The sequence below is a fragment of the Streptomyces sp. NPDC086835 genome, from assembly GCF_044745705.1.
Classification (GTDB): Bacteria; Actinomycetota; Actinomycetes; order Streptomycetales; family Streptomycetaceae; genus Streptomyces.
In genome coordinates this window covers 370,125-386,145 of sequence record NZ_JBIVAU010000008.1, presented here as the reverse complement: position 1 = coordinate 386,145, position 16,021 = coordinate 370,125, and the positions used below count along the sequence as shown (strand labels likewise).

Genomic DNA, 16,021 nt, shown 5'->3' with positions numbered 1-16,021 from the left:
GAGCGCGGCCCCCGGTGGCAAGGCCGACCATCCCCTGAAGGAGGCCGCCGAGATCACTGCCACCGTCGCCCTCGTTCAGCAAACCCGCGGCCGTGGCGGCCTGCGAGGCCGTGAACCGGGCGGGCGAGACCTCCCTCCGCGAGGGCGTGTTCGCCGAACGCCACTTCTCCCACGGCCTGTTGGCCAGCCGTGACCAGTCAGAAGGCGTGGAAGCTCTCCCGAAAGGTCTCTTCCCCCTTCGATCTGGGACACGTTGGTGGCAGGTCCCATCAGGTGCGGGTCCAGCGTTGGTTGCTGCCGTTCGAGCAGGAGTAGAGCTGGATAAGGGTGCCGTTGGCGGTGCCGCCTGCGACGGCGTCGAGGCAGAGCCCGGACTGGACTCCGACGATGGATCCGTCGGAGTTGAGGCGCCATTTCTGGTTGTCGCCGCCCCAGCAGCTGTAGATCTGGACTCTGGTGCCGTTGCCGGTGCCGGCGGCGTCCAGGCACTTGTTGCCGTAGACCCTGAGCTCGCCGGTGGCGGTGTACGTCCACTGCTGGTGGGTGCCGTTGTGGCAGTCCCACAGGTGGAGCTGGGTGCTGTCGGTGGTGCTGGCGCCGGGCACGTCCAGGCAGCGGCCTGAACCGACGCCCTTGATCGGTCCGGAATCCGAAGGGGGCGTGGAGGAGCCGCCGTTGAGTGCGGTGAGGACGGCGGTGTAGGCGGGCTTCTTGCTGCCGTCGCCGTTGAACAGCAGCGGCGTGTGCTCCGGTCGCCAGGAGTCGGTGTCGCGCACACCCCAGACGGTGATGCCGAGGCAGCGCGGGACGGCCAGGCAGTCGTTGATCACGTTGGCGTAGGTCGTGGCCGGGGCGCCCTGGATGTCGAGTTCGGTGATGGCCACGTCGACGCCGAGGGCGGCGAAGTTCTGCAGGGTGGTGCGGAAGTTGCTGTTGTAGGGGCTGCCGCTGTTGAAGTGCGACTGGAAGCCGACACAGTCGATCGGCACGCCGCGCTGCTTGAAGTCTCGGACCATGGCGTACATGGCCTGGGTCTTGGCCCAGGTCCAGTTCTCGACGTTGTAGTCGTTGTAGCAGAGCTTGGCGGCCGGGTCCGCGGCGCGCGCGGTGCGGAAGGCGACCTCGATCCAGTCGTTGCCGGTGCGCTGCAGGTTGGAGTCGCGCCGGGCTCCCGTGCTGCCGTCGGCAAAGGCCTCGTTCACGACGTCCCACTGGGCGATCTTGCCCTTGTAGTGGCCCATCACGCCGTTGATGTGGTCGATCATCGCCTGGCGCAGTGTGCTGCCGCTGAGGCTCTGCATCCAGCCGGGCTGCTGGGAGTGCCAGGCCAGGGTGTGACCGCGCACCTGCTTGCCGTTCTGCACCGCCCAGTTGTGGACGCGGTCACCGGCGGTGAAGTTGAACTGGCCTCGCTGCGGTTCGGTGGCGTCTATCTTCATCTCGTTCTCGGCCGTCACCGAGTTGAACTCACGGCCCGCGATCGCCGTGTACGCCGAGTCGCCCAGCCTGCCCGATGCGATGGCGGTGCCGAAGTAGCGGCCGCTCTGCGCCGCTGCGGCGCCGAGCGTGTTCTCGGCGGCGTGTGCGGTCGGCGGCGCGACCAGTGCCGCGGCCGCACCGAGGACGCCGACGAGCAGCGCCAACAGCAGGCCGCGGATCTTCCGGCGGATAACGGGTCCGGGAAGGGCATACGAGCCCATGATTGTGCCTCCAAGGTAGAAGTCACGGAAGGACCGACGCGCAGGGGATTGCGTCGTCCGCTCCCACTCGGCAGACGGACGGGGCGGGCCGGAGCCCGGGCAGCACGGAATCATCGGACACCACGGTCATGGGACCGGGACGATCTCAACCGGCACGGGGCCGCACCCGGTCGGCCGCCGGGTGACGTACGGCGGGCGGCGGCGGTGTTTCGACACAGGCATGGGGGTACTCCATCGCGGCTCAGCCGGGTGGGGTGGCGCAGGTGCTCCAGGGCCCGACCATGTTCGAAATGTCGAACCATGGCCGGTCTCAGACAAGGATGATTGAGGTGCTGATGATGGATCGTCAATACTCCCCGCAGAAAAAGTTTCCGTTTATCCCCCGAAACTTTCGGCTCCCGGTGAATCGGACGGTGAACCCCCGGCGCCGTCGTCCCGTCCGGCAGGGGACATGTGGGCCGTCGGTCATGATGCTCGTTTGACGCGGTCAGTGCAGGGAGGCGTGTGCGCGAGCAGGGGCGGCCATTTGACGGTGTGACGTGGCGCTGTTTCGTGCAGAGGGGCAACGAAAAGTTTCGACTTTGATGGCGATACATGCGAGAGGTATTGACGCCGTTCGCCGGTTCCCTATCATTCAGGTTGCTCGACACTTCGACCCTTGTTCGATATCACGAACATGTGGAGTCGCTCCATCGCGCCGCGGGGAGAGAGGAGCCGTAGCGCATGTGTATGTCATGACCTCGCCAATTCTTCTCTTGCCACCCTCTTCGACCATGTCAACCCGGCGCTCGGCCGTTCGGTCCGCGTCAGGCCGCACCACACCGACAGTCCGGACGGCCTCTGACGAGGCCAACCGGAACCGCCTACTCAAGGTTGAGGAAGTCCCCATGCACAGAGGAAGTTTCAGCCGCAGGCATCCGTCTGTGGTGCTCGCCGCCGTGGTTGCTGCCCTGGCCGCGTTGGCGGCGATGCTCGTCGCCGCCCCGGCCCAGGCGGCTTCCAGCGGCGCCTTGCGCGGTGTTGGTTCCGGGCGATGTCTCGATGTGCCGGGCGCCAGCCAGACCAACGGCACGTATCTGCAGATTCATGACTGCTGGGGCGGGAACAACCAGCAGTGGACGCTGACCGACAGCAACCAGCTCACCGTGTACGGCAACAAGTGCCTGGATGTTCCGGGCCACGCCACCACGGCCGGTACCCGGGTGCAGATCTGGACCTGTTCCGGCGGTGCGAACCAGCAGTGGCGGGTCAACTCCGACGGCACGGTCGTCGGCGTGGAGTCCGGGCTGTGCCTGGAGGCCGCGGGCGCCGGTACGGCCAACGGCACAGCGGTGCAGATCTGGACGTGCAACGGCGGCAGCAACCAGAAGTGGACCGGCCTGTCCGGGACTCCGACCCCGCCGGACGGCACGTGTTCTCTTCCGTCGACGTACCGGTGGACTTCGACGGGTGTGCTGGCGCAGCCGGCGAACGGGTGGGCCGCGGTGAAGGACTTCACCACCGTGACCCACAACGGCAAGCACCTGGTCTACGCGTCCAACTTCTCGGGATCGTCGTACGGCTCGATGATGTTCGGTCCCTTCACGAACTGGTCGGACATGGCGTCGGCCGGCCAGACCGGCATGAGCCAGGCCGCGGTGGCGCCCACGCTGTTCTACTTCGCGCCCAAGAACATATGGGTGCTGGCGTACCAGTGGGGTGCGTGGCCCTTCATCTACCGCACGTCGAGCGACCCCACCAACCCCAACGGCTGGTCCGCTCCGCAGCCGCTGTTCACCGGGAGCATCTCCGGCTCCGACACCGGCCCGATCGACCAGACCCTGATCGCCGACGGCCAGAACATGTACCTCTTCTTCGCCGGTGACAACGGCAAGATCTACCGGGCGAGCATGCCGATCGGGAACTTCCCGGGCAACTTCGGCTCGTCGTACACGACGATCATGAGCGACACGAAGGCCAACCTCTTCGAGGGCGTACAGGTCTACAAGGTCAAGGGCCAGAACCAGTACCTCATGATCGTCGAGGCGATGGGCGCGAACGGGCGCTACTTCCGCTCCTTCACGGCCTCCAGCCTGAGCGGCTCGTGGACCCCGCAGGCCGCCACCGAGAGCAACCCCTTCGCGGGCAAGGCCAACAGCGGTGCCACTTGGACCAACGACATCAGCCACGGTGACCTGGTCCGCAACAACCCGGACCAGACCATGACCATCGACCCCTGCAACCTGCAGTTCCTCTACCAGGGCAAGGACCCCAACGCGGGCGGCGACTACAACCGACTGCCGTGGCGCCCGGGTGTCCTCACCCTGCAGCGCTGACCTGCCCGATTCACAGTGACCGTGATGCGGTGCGGTCCGCAGGCGTGTGGGCGAGCGGTTCACGGCGTGGGCGATTCCACCGGCTGACCGACACTCACCGCCTCGAGGAACCCCGGCCGTGCGGCGGCCGGGGTTCCTCTCACCTCCGGTGCCCGTTGTCGCGGTCCGTGTACTCCGCCGGCGCCTCGGAGGAGATGGGGCTCAAGCCGCCGGGGTAGGGCTCGAGGTCGGCGCCGCTGGGTTTCGGCGGTGTTCACGGCGGGATGCTGCGGTGACGGCAGACCGGTCTCACGAACTGCCGAGACGGGTGAATGCCCAGTTCACGTTGTACGGGGCGAGTTGGGCGGTGATCCGGCGGCGCCGGCCGGGGTCGGCGACGGGAGGCAGGAAAACCATCGGGTGGCCGTCTGCGAGTTCACATCGGATCTGTTCTTCGGCGACAGCGATGCCGAGGGCGGCCAGGGCTGTGGAGATCGCGCGCCGCGTGGAGTCGAGCCGCAGAGGGATCTTGGAAGGTTTGCCGATGTCTGTCAGAGGCAGAGCCGACAGAACGATGACGTCCTTGGGGGCCGCGGCTCGCTCGGGTACGTGCTGCGCGGCGAAGGCGATCAGCTCGTCGGGTCCGGTGCCGGTCGTGCCGGGCCTGAGGGTGACGTAGGCGACGGGGACCTCGCCGGAGTGAGGGTCGGGGCGTCCGACGGCGCTTGCGCCGGTGACGGCCGGGTGGGCGAGGAGGGCGTCCTCGATGACGGCGGGGTCTATGTTGTGGCCGCCGCGGATGATCAGGTCCTTCGCGCGGCCGAGCAGGTGGATGAATCCGTCGGGATCCACGCGCGCGAGGTCGCCGGTGTTGAGCCAGCCGTCGCGCACACTGCCGAGGGTGTCCACGCGCGGTCCGGTGTCGTCATGGCCGACGACGTAGCCGGGGAAGACGGTAGGGCCGCTGATGGCGAGAATGCCGGGTTCCCCCTGCGCGAGGTCGTGCCAGTGGCCGTCGCTGTCGATCCGTACCGTCTTCACCTGCTGGTAGGGCATACGCTGGCCCGCGGCCTCCGGGCGCTGGTGTTCGTGCAGGAAGCTCCGAGCGCTGCCGCAGGTGGCCTCGGTGAGTCCGTACCCCTGGCAGAGGGGGACGCCGGTGTGGTGCTCGAACGCCGCACGTACCGCCGGCGGCAGCGGGGACGCGCCGACGATCGCGAAGCGCAGCGAGCTGATGTCCGCATCGAGCGGCACCTGGGCGAGGCGGGCGTAGACGGTCGGGACCGCGGACATGGTGGCGATCCGGAAATGTTCGACGATCTTCCAGATGACCGCGAACAGCGCCGGTTCGCGGTAGCCGAGAGGGCCGGTCCACACGCTGTGCCGGCCGCGCAACAGCGGTGCCAGCAGGGTGACGACCAGGGCGTTGACGTGGAACAGCGGCAGCCCGGCGAAGAGTACGGAATCGGAGTCCAACACGCTGTTGGCCGCGATCATCCAGGCGTCGGTCACCTCGTTGGCGTGGGTGTGCGCAGCCAGCTTGGGGGCGCCGGTGGTACCGCCGGTGTGGAAGTACGCGGCCAGGTCGCCGGCTTTCGGAGGCACCACACCAGGACGGAGCTCTGCCGGCTGGGCGGCGGCCGCGACGTGCAGATAGGCGACGTGGACCCCCTCGACCCGCTCCAGTTCGGGCGCGGGATCGGGCGCGCCGACGGGACGCAGGGCGAACAGTGCTGAACAGCGGAGCGATGCGGCCACGGTGCGGGCCGTCCGCCATGCGTCGGCGTCGAGTTCAGGTCCGGCCGCGACCAGGATCCTTGCCCCGCCCAGACTCAGCAGCCGTTCAGCGTGCTCGGCGGCGAGTGCCGGGTTGACCGGTGCCGCGCAACCCGCGAGCTGGGCGGCCAGGAGGGTGGCGGGCAGCATGCCGGCGTTGGGGGTCAACAGGCCCACGGCGGTGGTACGGCGGACGCCGTGTCGGTGGAAGAGGTTGGCGATGCGGTGTACCTGGTCGCGGAGTTGCTCGAAGGACACGGACTCGCCGCGCGTCCACTGTTCCGCGCTGGGCAGCACGGTGAGAGCCGGCCGGTCGGGCCACAGCGCGGCGGCGCGTGCCAGAACGTCGTACGTGGAACCGGGCAGGCCGCGGTCCTCGAGTGCGATGGACTCGATCGCCGTCAGGGCGCCCGGCTGGTCGTATGCCGGCCAGAGCAGATCGGATCGAGGGGCGTTCACAGGAGCTGCCTTTCGACGGTGGGCGGGTGGGTGTGAGGCCGTTGCGCTGGTCGCTGACCGAGCATGACCGCGCGGGCGGGGGCGTCCGAACTGCTCGCCTGGCAGCGGTCGTCGGTCGTCGGCTGTTCTTCGGCGTCAGCCGCCGGGGAGGTCAGTAGGGGGTTCGGAGTAACGCGGCGGTCGGGCGGCCGCTGTGATGTCGTCGCCCGAGCTGCCCCGACCACGAGAACGGCCGGTGCGGTCGACCTAGCGTCCCCGCTGTGGTCACGACTGGCCGTCTTCGATCTGTGGGTACGACCAGGGTCGGAGCGCCTCCAGGGCCTTGCCGACGCGGAAGACCGCAGGGTCGTCGTAGGGGTGGCCGACGATCTGGAGGCCGGTGGGGATTCCCCAGCTCGACATGCCGGAAGGGACGTTGAGGACGGGGCAGCGGTTGTTGATGTTGAAAGGCATGGTCATGGCGCTCCACAGGGTGTCGGCCACTTCCTCGCCGTGCACCACGACCTTGTCGCCGACGAGGTCGTCGCCCGCGTGCCAGCCGGGGACGGCGGTGGTGGGGCAGATCAGTGCGTCGAATCCGTCCATGGCAGTGGCGAGCCCTCGTTGCAACCGGTGTTCGGCGCGGAGGGAATCGAGGTAGCTCACCCGGGTGCGGGCGTAGGCCATGGTGTCGGCGAAGGCGACCGCATACGGGCTGAGCAGCTCGCGATGGGATTCGGCGGCCTCGACGACGAGGGCGCCGAAGATGGTCGAGAAGTGGCCGGTGACCGCGGTCAGCAGGTCGAGGTGGGTCCAGGGGAGGGTGACCTCCTCCACGTGTGCGCCGGCGTCGGCGAGGGTCTGGGCGGCGGCGCGGGTGTGGGCCTCGACCTCCGGATGGACGTCGTACTCGCCGAGCCGCACACACAGGGCGATACGCGTTCCGGCCACGTCCTCGTACGAGGTGGGCAGGGTCAGCTTGGGGCGGATCGAGGTGTGGTCGCGGGTGTCGGGACCGGCCAGGACGTTCTGGAAGGCGATGACGTCGTCCACGGTGCGGGCCATGGGGCCGTCGCCGCGGTAGTGGTCGGCCGTGAGCACACCGAGGCCGGGGTTGCGTCCGTAGGGGGCCTTGAAGCCGACGGTTCCGGTGAAGGCGGCCGGGATACGGGTGGAGCCGCCGATGTCGGAGGCCGAGGCGAGCAGGGCCGTGCCGGCGGCGAGGGAGGCGCCCGCGCCGCCGGAGGAGCCACCGGGGGTGAAGTCGAGGTTCCAGGGGTTGCGGGTGATGCCCCACATACGGGAGTGGGTGAAAGTGGTGAGGGAGAACTCAGGGGTTGCGGTGCGGGCGTGAATGATGCCGCCCGCGTCGAGGATGCGGTCGATCACGGGAGCGTTCTCGGTGGCGATGCGGCCCTCGTGGGCGAGGGAGCCTTCGGTCAGGGGGCGGCCCTGCATGGCGTGCTTCTCCTTGGCGGCCACGGGGATCCCCTCCAGCGGGCGGGGGGCCGGACCATTCCTGCCGAGGTAGCGGTCCTCGGCGTGCCGGGCCTGCTCCAGTGCCTCGTCGAAGAGCCGCTCGGTGAAGGCGTTGATCCGTGGTTCGACCTTCTCCGCCCACTCGACGACGGCTCGCATGAGCTCGACGGGTGACAGCTCACGGCGGGCGAAGAGCTGGAGAGCCTCAGTGGCGCTGAGGTGGACGAGGTCATCGCCGGCAGGCGTGTGACTGGACATGGGCGTCCTTCCCGTTCGGAGGCTGAGGCCGGCCGGTCGGCAGTCCGGCGGTGGTGTCAGCCTCGGGGACCGGCCTCGTCCGGCCTGCGGATTGCATGGATCCGCCAAGACCGGGGGCGGTGTGCCGGAAAGCGCAGCGTGCTCGGGAAGGAGCGATTCGGGCGGGGGAGTGTCTCAGGCGATCGGGTGCCATGGGTCGACCGGGACACAGCCGGTGCTGCGGCCGTCGTCACCGAGCAGGCGACCCATGCGCTTGATCCAGCGCAGGTTCACGGCCCGGTTGAGCACGCGCACGGAGGGGATCCTGGCGGCGGCCTGGACCTCGTAGCGGGCGAGGTCGTCCAAGGCGTGCAGCCACACGACACTCAGCAGGTTCGCCTCGGCGGACACTGACGCCGCCATACGAGTGCTCCGCAGGCGGCTCAACTCGTCGCCCGCAGCCATGAGCTGGGCGGGCGGCACGGACATCCAGAGCGTCGCCGAACTGCGCCAGCCCGCATACAGGTGGGCGGCGTCGCAGCGCAGCACCGCTCTGCCGCCGTGGACGAGCGAGTGCAGCAGCCGTCGCACCGTTGACTCCGGGCGGCCCAGTTCGGCGGCGATCGAGGTGACGGAGCGGCGGCCGTCCTCGGCGAGGGCGAGCAGCAGGACGCGGTCCTCGGGCGTGAGTGAGGCCGCGGCGGCGGTACGGACGCCGCCGTCCTCGGTCTCCGTCAGATCGCGCCTCTGGTCACGGGAGAGGGAGTCCATGCGCCACTCGCTTCCGTCCCGGTGCACGTGCTGCACCAGGTGGGTGCGAGTCGCGGTCACCGCCTCGATACGACCGAGGGCGAGAACGTACCCGCTCATCAACGACATGGTCGCAGTGGCCACTGTCAGGAGCAGGTCGCACGATCCCGCCACCAGTTCCACACTCATGGCCTGCGGGTGCCGGGCAAGCTGCTCGGCCAGAGCTTCCCGAGCCTGCGGCAGGCACGACACCTCGATCAGGGCGAGGGCGCCGTAAGTGACTTGGGAGGGAGCGGCGTAACAGGTGACCCATGCCTCACCGGAGTCCCGCAGCCGGGCCCAGCGCCGGGAGAGCGTTGCCGCGTCCACGCCGAGCGGACGGGCCAGCTGCGCCCAAGGGGCGCGGGGCGCCATCTGCAATGCGTTGACGAGTGCGAGATCGAGTTCATCGAGTGTTCCCCGGGACGCGGTGGCTGTCGTCTTCGGACCGACGGGCCCTGCGGATCCATGCATGCGATCACCCTTCCGGTGCGGATTCTTGCAATTGCGGGGCGGGGCGGGAAGTGGCCTGTTCTGTATGCCGCAACACACCGCAGCACCGCCCCGCTCTCAGTCCTCAGCCCTGGAGAGTCCTCCATGCCCCGTTCGCGGTTCCTCTCCGGCGCCGTCATGGCCGCCGCCACGTCCCTCCTGGCCTCCGCCTGCACCACCGGCCCGGCCGGCGGTCCTTCCTCGGGCGGCGACAGGAGCGGGGGCACCGTCAAGATCGGTGTCACCTCCGACGTCACCTCGTTCGACCCGGCGAAGGGTGCGGGCGCGACCGACTACGTCATCGCGTCGCTGCTGTACCAGCCGCTGATCGGCCAGGACGACGGCGGTACGTTCGTCCCCGGTCTCGCCGATACCTGGACGTCCACGCCGACGAAGACATCCCTGACCCTGAAGAAGGGTCTGACCTGCTCCGACGGGTCGGCGCTCACCGCCTCGCAGGTCGTCGCCTCCCTGAAGCGCTACCGGGCGACCTCGGCCGGCGCCCTGCTCACCTTCGGCGCCGCGAACGTCGGGGAGAAGACCACGATCACCGGCGACGACGCGACCGGCACCGTCACCATCACCACCGCTGCCCCGTGGGGTGAGGTCCTCGCCGGCCTGTCCGGCACCGGCGCCGGGATCATCTGCAGGACCGGCCTCGACGCGGGCGCCGCCGCGCTCGCTCAGGGCGCCGTCAAGGGCGCGGCCTCCGGCCCCTACGAGATGGCGACGGTGCAGCGCGGAGCCTCGTACGAGCTGCGGTTGCGCAAGGGCTTCGAGGCGTACCCGCGGTTCGCCTCCATGCCCGAGGGAAAGCCGGCCGACCGCCTGCGGATCCAGATCTCGAAGAACGAGTCGACTCTCGCCAACCAGCTGCAGACCGGCGCCCTCGACCTGGCTCCCATCACCGGCACGGACGCCACGCGGTTCACGGGCAACGACACGTTCACGGTCATGTCCGCGCCGTTCATCCGCAACTACATCGGATTCAACCAGCGGCCCGGGCGCCCGGGCGCCGACCCGAAGGTCCGCAAGGCGATCGCGCAGGCGGTCAGCGTGGACGCGTTCAACAACGTCTTCGGCGGCACCGGACAGACCCTGACCTCGTACGTGGACGAGAAGGCAGCCTGCGTCTCCACCGACGACTCCCTGCTGACCAGGACGGACACGGCTGCGGCGAAGCAGGCCCTGAAGGGCGTCTCGATCAAGCTGGAGGGGTCCAACGCGGTTGCCGGCGGCGCCGGCAACTCCTACGTCGCCGAGGCCCTGCGCGCCGCCGGCGCCGAGGTGAAGCTCACCAACGCCGACAACGCCACCTGGGCCACCGACGTCACCGCCAACCAGGGCGACTGGGACGCCACCGTTTTCCCGCTGATCACCGGCGCCCTCGCGCGCGGTGGCGCCTACTTCCTGGGTCCTGAACCGGCCAAGGGCGGCCTCAACTACGGCGCGGTGAAGAACGCGGCGTACGCGGAGAACTACGTCGCCGCCACCTCCACCACGGACCGTCATGCCAAGTGCGCCGCCTGGCAGAAGGCCCAGGAGGCGCTGCTCAAGGCCAACGACGTGATCCCGCTGGCCACGGTCGATGTGCACTACGTCGCCCGCAAGGGCATCTCCTTCGCGACGCCGGGCGGGGCCCTGGCCCTCTCCACACTCCGGATCACCGGCTGATGGCGGCGACCTGGGCCGGCAGGACGACCGCGGGGGCCGGGCGCTCGACGCCGCTCGGCCCCTGGGGCACCTTCCTCGTCCGGCGTCTTGCCGGGCTCACCGCCGTCGCGGTCACGCTCGTCGCCGGCACGTTCCTGATGGTGCAGCTCATCCCCGGCGACCCGGCGCGCGTGGTCGCCGGCGCCGACGCCACGCCCGCCGACGTGGAGCGGGCCCGCCACGAGCTCGGCCTGGACCAGCCGCTGCTCACACGGTTCGGCGCATACACGGGCGGTCTGCTCCGCGGTGACATGGGCACCTCCTTCCAGACGAAGGAGCCCGTCGCCGAGATCATCGGCGGCCGCCTGCCGTTCACCGTCGAGATCGCGCTCCTCTCCGTCCTGGTGGTGCTGGCGCTCGCCGTGCCGATCGGACTCGCCGCCGCGGCACGCGGCAGCCGCCGTACCGACGGTTCGTTCACCTTCGTCACCGGAATGGTCGGCGCCACACCCGAGTACATCATCGGCACCCTCCTCGTCCTCGGCTTCGCCATCAAGCTGGGCTGGCTCCCGGCGGCGGGTGCCGAGACCGTCTCTTCGATGGTGCTCCCGGTCGCTGCCCTGGTGCTGCCGGCCACCTGCGTCATGGCCCGCATCGTGCGCAGCGAGGCCGTACACGTCCTCACCCAGGACTACATGCGCACCGCGCGAGGCCGCCGGCTGCCTCCCCTGCGCCTGTACGCCCGTCACGCCCTGCCCAATCTCCTGACCGCCACGCTGACCCTCGGCGGGCTGATCCTCGCCGGGTTGCTCGGCGGCACGGTCGTCGTCGAGTCCGTCTTCGCCTGGCCCGGCATCGGCCAACGCGTCGTCGAGGCGCTCCTCGTCCGCGACTACCCCGTCATCCAGGGCTGCGTCCTGATCCTGGGGTTGCTCGCCGCCCTGCTCAACCTGCTCGTCGACGTCGTCCTCGCGCTGCTCGACCCCCGCACCCTGGCCGGAAAGGGAGGCCACTGATGCGACGCATACGGTGGAACACACCTCTGGTCGTAGCCCTCGCCGGCCTCGGACTGATCTTCCTCCTCGGCATCGCCGCGCCCCTTCTCCGGGAGGAGGAGGCGACCGTGCTGAGCGGTGCCGCCCGCGCGCACGTGAGTGCCGAACACTGGCTCGGCACCGACGCCCTCGGCCGCGACGTGCTGGCCCGGACCCTGGTCGCCACCCGCCTCACCTTGGTGATGACCCTCGCCGCGACCGCGATCGCCGCGGTCACCGGCATCCTGCTCGGCACCGGCGTCTGGGTGTCGGGCAGGCGCGTCCGCGAGCTGGGCCTGCGCCTGATCGACGTGATGATCTCCTACCCGGCGCTCATCCTGGCGCTGGTGATCGCCACGGTCCTCGGGACCGGGCCCACCGCCTCCGTCCTCGCGATCGGCCTGGGCGGTGCCCCCGCCTTCGCCCGGCTCACGGCGAACATGGCGGCCTCCGTGGCGCAGCGCGACTTCGTGGCGCAGGCGCGTCTGATGGGCGTACCGCCGTACCGCGTGCTCGTCCGGCACCTCCTGCCGAACATCTCCGGGCCGCTGCTGGTGCTGCTGTCGGTGGCCTTCGCGAACGTGCTTGTCGCACTGTCCGGTCTCTCCTTCCTGGGGGTGGGCGTGCAGGCACCGGACTACGACTGGGGCGCGCTGCTCAACTCCGGCCTGGAGTCCCTCTACACCAACCCCGCCGAGGCGATCGGCCCGGCGGTGGCCATCACCGTCACCGGAGTCCTCGCGGGCTTCGTCGGCGATGGCCTCGCCGCAGCGCTCGATCCCCGCGGAGGGAGGACGAAGGCCGCAGCGACACGTCCCGCCGCCGTGGCCACGCCCTCGCACCGGGCTCCCGGCGACGCCCTGGTGACGGTGGACGGCCTGGCCGTCGTCCTGCCGGACGGCACCCGTCTCGTCGACGACGTCTCCTTCCACATCATGCCCGGCGAGATCGTCGGCCTTGTGGGAGAGTCCGGCTCCGGCAAGTCGTTGACGGCGATGAGCGTGGCCCGGCTCCTGCCGGAGGGGCTGTCCGCCCATGCGGCGGAACTGACCCTGGACGACCTCGACCTGGCCGTCCCCGAAGCCGACCCCAAGCGTCTGGCGACCGAGATCGGCATCGTCTTCCAGGACCCGTCGTCCTCCTTCAACCCCGCGCTGCGGATGGGCGGTCAGCTCACCGAAACACTCCGCGTGCACCAAGGCGTGGGCCGGGCGGAGGCGCAGCGGCGGGCCGTCGAGGCCCTGGAGCAGGTACGGATCAAGGAGCCCGCCCGGGTCATGAAGCAGTATCCGCACGAGCTGTCCGGCGGCATGCGTCAGCGCGCGATGATCGCCGCCGCTCTCCTGCCCGGTCCGCGGCTGATCGTCGCCGACGAACCGACCACCGCCCTCGACGTGACCGTCCAGGCCGAAGTCCTCGATGTCCTGAAGGACATCAACCGCCTGAGTGGTACGAGTGTTCTCTTCATCTCCCACGACATCGGTGTCGTCGGCACGGTATGCCACCGGGTCATGGTGATGTACGCGGGACGTGTCGTCGAGGAGCTGTCCGCGGCCGACCTGCTGGCGGGCCGCGCCCGGCACCCGTACACGCGGGCCCTGCTGGCCGCGAGCCCGCGGCTGCAGGACACCGGCACCGGGGGACGCGCACCGCTCGCCACGATCCCGGGCCGTCCGCCGGCGCCCGCCGCCAGACCGCCCGGCTGCGCCTTTGCCGGCAGGTGCCCCGTGGTGCTCGACGCGGTCTGCGCCACCGAACGACCGCGTCTGATCGACGATGTGGCCTGCCATGCCGTACACCAGGAGGTACACGCCGAATGACCTCATCGCCTCACAAGCTGGTCGTCGAGGAGCTGACCGTCGCCTTCGGCCACGGCAGGCGCGCGAGAACTGTGCTGCACGGCGTGTCCACGGGGGTGCGGGTCGGGCAGACTCTCGGCCTGGTCGGGGAGTCCGGCTCCGGAAAGTCGACGATCGCCAAGGCGATCGTCGGCATCCACCCGGCCCGGGCGGGCCGCATCCTGCTCGACGGAGCGGATCTCACCGGTCTCAAGCGGAGGGAGCTCGTCGCGGTGCGCCGTCGTGTGCAGCTCGTCTCCCAGGACCCGTACGCCTCGCTCGACCCGCGCATGACGGTCGGTGAGGCCATCGCCGAGGCCGTCGACCCCGTGCGGGCCGACGCCAGGAAGCACGCTGCGACGGTCGCGCGGTGGCTGGAGACCGTCGCGATGGACGGCTCCGCGGCCGGCAGGTACCCGCACGAGTTCTCCGGCGGTCAGCGCCAGCGCATCGCGGTGGCCCGCGCTCTCGCCGTGGAACCCGAAGTGCTGATCGCCGACGAGATCACCTCGGCGCTGGACGCCTCCGTACAGGCCGAGGTGCTCAACCTCCTCGAGGAGCTGCGGCGTTCCCTGTCCCTGACGATGATCTTCATTTCCCACGATCTGGCCGTCGTCCGCCATGTCAGCGACGAGGTCGCCGTCCTGTGTCAGGGCGAGCTGGTGGAGCAGGGACCGGTGCGGGACGTCTACCAAGCCCCGCAACACCCTTATACGCGCCGTCTCCTGGCGAGCGTTCCGACATTTGAAGAGAAGGAGGAAGCGGCATGAACGAACCGACCGCCGTCGCCCGCCTCGCACAAGAGATCACCGCCGGCTTGAAGCCCGCCGCCCTGGAGGACTTCTACCAGGACCTCCACCGCCATCCGGAGCTCGCCTTCCAGGAGCACCGCACCGCCGCGAAGCTCGCCTCGCGGCTGCGCGCGGCCGGCTACGTCGTGACAGAAGCTGTCGGCCGCACCGGGGTGGTCGGTGTACTCGCCAATGGCGACGGCCCGACCGTGTGGCTGCGCGGAGACATGGACGCACTGCCGGTCCAGGAGGCCACCGGTCTGGAGTACGCCTCCACCGTCGACGGCGTGATGCATGCCTGCGGCCATGACCTGCACGTCACGTGGCTCGCCGGAGCCGCCGACACGCTGGCCGCGGCCCGCGACACATGGTCGGGCACGCTCGTCGTCGTCGGGCAGCCCGCCGAGGAGTCCGGCGGCGGGGCGTCGGCCATGGTCGCCGACGGGCTGCACACCCGCTTCCCTCTCCCTGACGTGGTGCTCGGCCAGCACGTCACGCCCGGCCTCGCCGGGTTCTACCCGCACACCCCGGGCCTCACCATGTCGGCCTCCGACGACATCGACGTCGTCGTTCACGGCGTCGGCGGTCACGGCTCTCGCCCCGAGTCGACGATCGACCCGGTGGTGACGGCCGCCTACATCGTCACGCGCCTGCAGACCGTGGTGTCCCGCGAGGTCGCGGCGGCACACTCGGTGGTCCTGACGGTGGGACAGTTCCATGCCGGTACGAAGCACAACATCATCCCGGCCGAGGCCCGACTCTCCCTGAACCTGCGCACTCAGGACGCGAATGTGCGGGACCGCGTCCTCGGATCCGTCCGCCGCATCGTCGCGGGCGAGTGCCGGACCGCCGGCTGCCCGACCCCGCCGGAGGTCACGGTCCGGGCCGGATACCCGAACACCGTCAACGACGTCGTCCTCGACGACGAGATCGCTACCGTGCACCGCGAACTGTTCGGATCACCCACGGTGTTCGACTTCGGCCCGGCGATGGGCAGCGAGGACTTCTCTCTCCTCGCGCCCGAGGGCGTGCCCTACGACTACTGGTATGTGACGTCGACCCCGCCCACGGTGTGGGAGGCGGCCCCCGGAACGGACCTGGCCGAGAAGATCGGCAATGTACCGGGGAACCACAGCCCCGTGTTCGCCCCCGACCCGTCGGTGCTCGTCCCCGGTGTCCTGACACTGGTGTCGGCGGCGCTGAGCCGACTGGCGTGAGCTGACCTGGACATGCCGGTCTCGGTGTCAGGTCATGGGCGTACTGATGGGGCGGCCCTGCGCGCACAAGCGATGACCGGCCGCTTGCGCATCACCCGCGTTCCAGGCGAGTGCCACGAGTCTGCGCATGACGCACGCAACGCACCACGCAGGTGACCAAACAGTGGCTGTACAGCGCCCTGGCCTGCGAATTCCGTCCACCTGACTTCGACGGCCATCCGTCTGAGCGGTTCGCTCTCACGCTGATGCCTTCTGCCGACGGATGAGCCCGGTGCTCCAGATC

Annotated in this window: 10 protein-coding genes; 6 read left to right on the top strand and 4 right to left on the bottom strand. The window is 69.8% G+C overall.

The window, feature by feature from the left end; translation table 11 throughout:
• Positions 1 to 269 precede the first annotated feature (269 nt).
• Entirely contained in the window at positions 270 to 1,700 is a 1,431-nt protein-coding gene (locus ACIPJI_RS25860; protein WP_402249125.1) for an endo-1,4-beta-xylanase, read from the bottom strand.
• Between the two features lie 887 nt (positions 1,701 to 2,587).
• Between ACIPJI_RS25860 and ACIPJI_RS25855 the strand changes: the two genes are divergently transcribed.
• Positions 2,588 to 4,015 (top strand): non-reducing end alpha-L-arabinofuranosidase family hydrolase, encoded by a 1,428-nt coding sequence (locus tag ACIPJI_RS25855; protein ID WP_402249123.1) that lies wholly within the window; start codon positions 2,588 to 2,590, stop codon positions 4,013 to 4,015.
• Between the two features lie 288 nt (positions 4,016 to 4,303).
• Here the strand turns inward: ACIPJI_RS25855 and ACIPJI_RS25850 are convergent, their stop codons facing one another.
• From ACIPJI_RS25850 to ACIPJI_RS25840, 3 genes are all read right to left on the bottom strand, one after another.
• Complete coding sequence (locus ACIPJI_RS25850) at positions 4,304 to 6,229, bottom strand: acyl-CoA synthetase (protein ID WP_402249121.1); 1,926 nt, start codon at positions 6,227 to 6,229, stop codon at positions 4,304 to 4,306.
• Between the two features lie 264 nt (positions 6,230 to 6,493).
• Positions 6,494 to 7,945 (bottom strand): amidase, encoded by a 1,452-nt coding sequence (locus ACIPJI_RS25845; RefSeq protein ID WP_402249119.1) that lies wholly within the window; start codon positions 7,943 to 7,945, stop codon positions 6,494 to 6,496.
• 174 nt (positions 7,946 to 8,119) lie between these two features.
• The gene (locus ACIPJI_RS25840; RefSeq protein ID WP_402249118.1) at positions 8,120 to 9,187 is read right to left on the bottom strand and encodes an Lrp/AsnC family transcriptional regulator; all 1,068 of its coding nucleotides are present in this window, start codon (positions 9,185 to 9,187) and stop codon (positions 8,120 to 8,122) included.
• A 123-nt stretch (positions 9,188 to 9,310) separates the two neighbouring features.
• On the opposite strand from ACIPJI_RS25840, the gene ACIPJI_RS25835 reads away from it, so the two are divergent.
• Genes ACIPJI_RS25835 through ACIPJI_RS25815 form a run of 5 tightly spaced genes read left to right on the top strand, consistent with a single transcriptional unit; the run spans position 9,311 to position 15,738 of the window.
• Positions 9,311 to 10,879, top strand: coding sequence for an ABC transporter substrate-binding protein (locus ACIPJI_RS25835; RefSeq protein ID WP_307708701.1), 1,569 nt, complete (start codon positions 9,311 to 9,313; stop codon positions 10,877 to 10,879).
• On the top strand, positions 10,879 to 11,874 hold the full coding sequence (locus tag ACIPJI_RS25830; protein ID WP_402249116.1) for an ABC transporter permease: 996 nt from the start codon (positions 10,879 to 10,881) through the stop codon (positions 11,872 to 11,874). The genes ACIPJI_RS25835 and ACIPJI_RS25830 overlap by 1 nt, the downstream gene beginning before the upstream one ends.
• Positions 11,874 to 13,712, top strand: a complete 1,839-nt coding sequence (locus tag ACIPJI_RS25825; RefSeq protein WP_402249114.1) for a dipeptide/oligopeptide/nickel ABC transporter permease/ATP-binding protein — start codon at positions 11,874 to 11,876, stop codon at positions 13,710 to 13,712. Before ACIPJI_RS25830 ends, ACIPJI_RS25825 begins: the two co-directional genes overlap by 1 nt.
• Positions 13,709 to 14,500 carry an ATP-binding cassette domain-containing protein gene (locus ACIPJI_RS25820; RefSeq protein ID WP_356621909.1) on the top strand — a complete coding sequence of 264 codons (792 nt, stop codon included), beginning with the start codon at positions 13,709 to 13,711 and terminating at the stop codon, positions 14,498 to 14,500. Before ACIPJI_RS25825 ends, ACIPJI_RS25820 begins: the two co-directional genes overlap by 4 nt.
• Positions 14,497 to 15,738: an amidohydrolase gene (locus tag ACIPJI_RS25815; RefSeq protein ID WP_402249112.1), complete on the top strand. Its 1,242-nt coding sequence runs from the start codon at positions 14,497 to 14,499 to the stop codon at positions 15,736 to 15,738. Before ACIPJI_RS25820 ends, ACIPJI_RS25815 begins: the two co-directional genes overlap by 4 nt.
• Positions 15,739 to 16,021 lie beyond the last annotated feature (283 nt).

Excerpts from the sequence above, each read along its gene's own strand:
- ACIPJI_RS25860 (WP_402249125.1), bottom strand. The coding sequence starts at position 1,700 with ATGGGCTCGTATGCCCTTCCCGGACCCGTTATCCGCCGGAAGATCCGC.
- ACIPJI_RS25855 (WP_402249123.1), top strand. The coding sequence starts at position 2,588 with ATGCACAGAGGAAGTTTCAGCCGCAGGCATCCGTCTGTGGTGCTCGCC.
- ACIPJI_RS25845 (WP_402249119.1), bottom strand. The coding sequence starts at position 7,945 with ATGTCCAGTCACACGCCTGCCGGCGATGACCTCGTCCACCTCAGCGCC.
- ACIPJI_RS25840 (WP_402249118.1), bottom strand. The coding sequence starts at position 9,187 with ATGCATGGATCCGCAGGGCCCGTCGGTCCGAAGACGACAGCCACCGCG.
- ACIPJI_RS25835 (WP_307708701.1), top strand. The coding sequence starts at position 9,311 with ATGCCCCGTTCGCGGTTCCTCTCCGGCGCCGTCATGGCCGCCGCCACG.
- ACIPJI_RS25830 (WP_402249116.1), top strand. The coding sequence starts at position 10,879 with ATGGCGGCGACCTGGGCCGGCAGGACGACCGCGGGGGCCGGGCGCTCG.
- ACIPJI_RS25825 (WP_402249114.1), top strand. The coding sequence starts at position 11,874 with ATGCGACGCATACGGTGGAACACACCTCTGGTCGTAGCCCTCGCCGGC.
- ACIPJI_RS25820 (WP_356621909.1), top strand. The coding sequence starts at position 13,709 with ATGACCTCATCGCCTCACAAGCTGGTCGTCGAGGAGCTGACCGTCGCC.
- ACIPJI_RS25815 (WP_402249112.1), top strand. The coding sequence starts at position 14,497 with ATGAACGAACCGACCGCCGTCGCCCGCCTCGCACAAGAGATCACCGCC.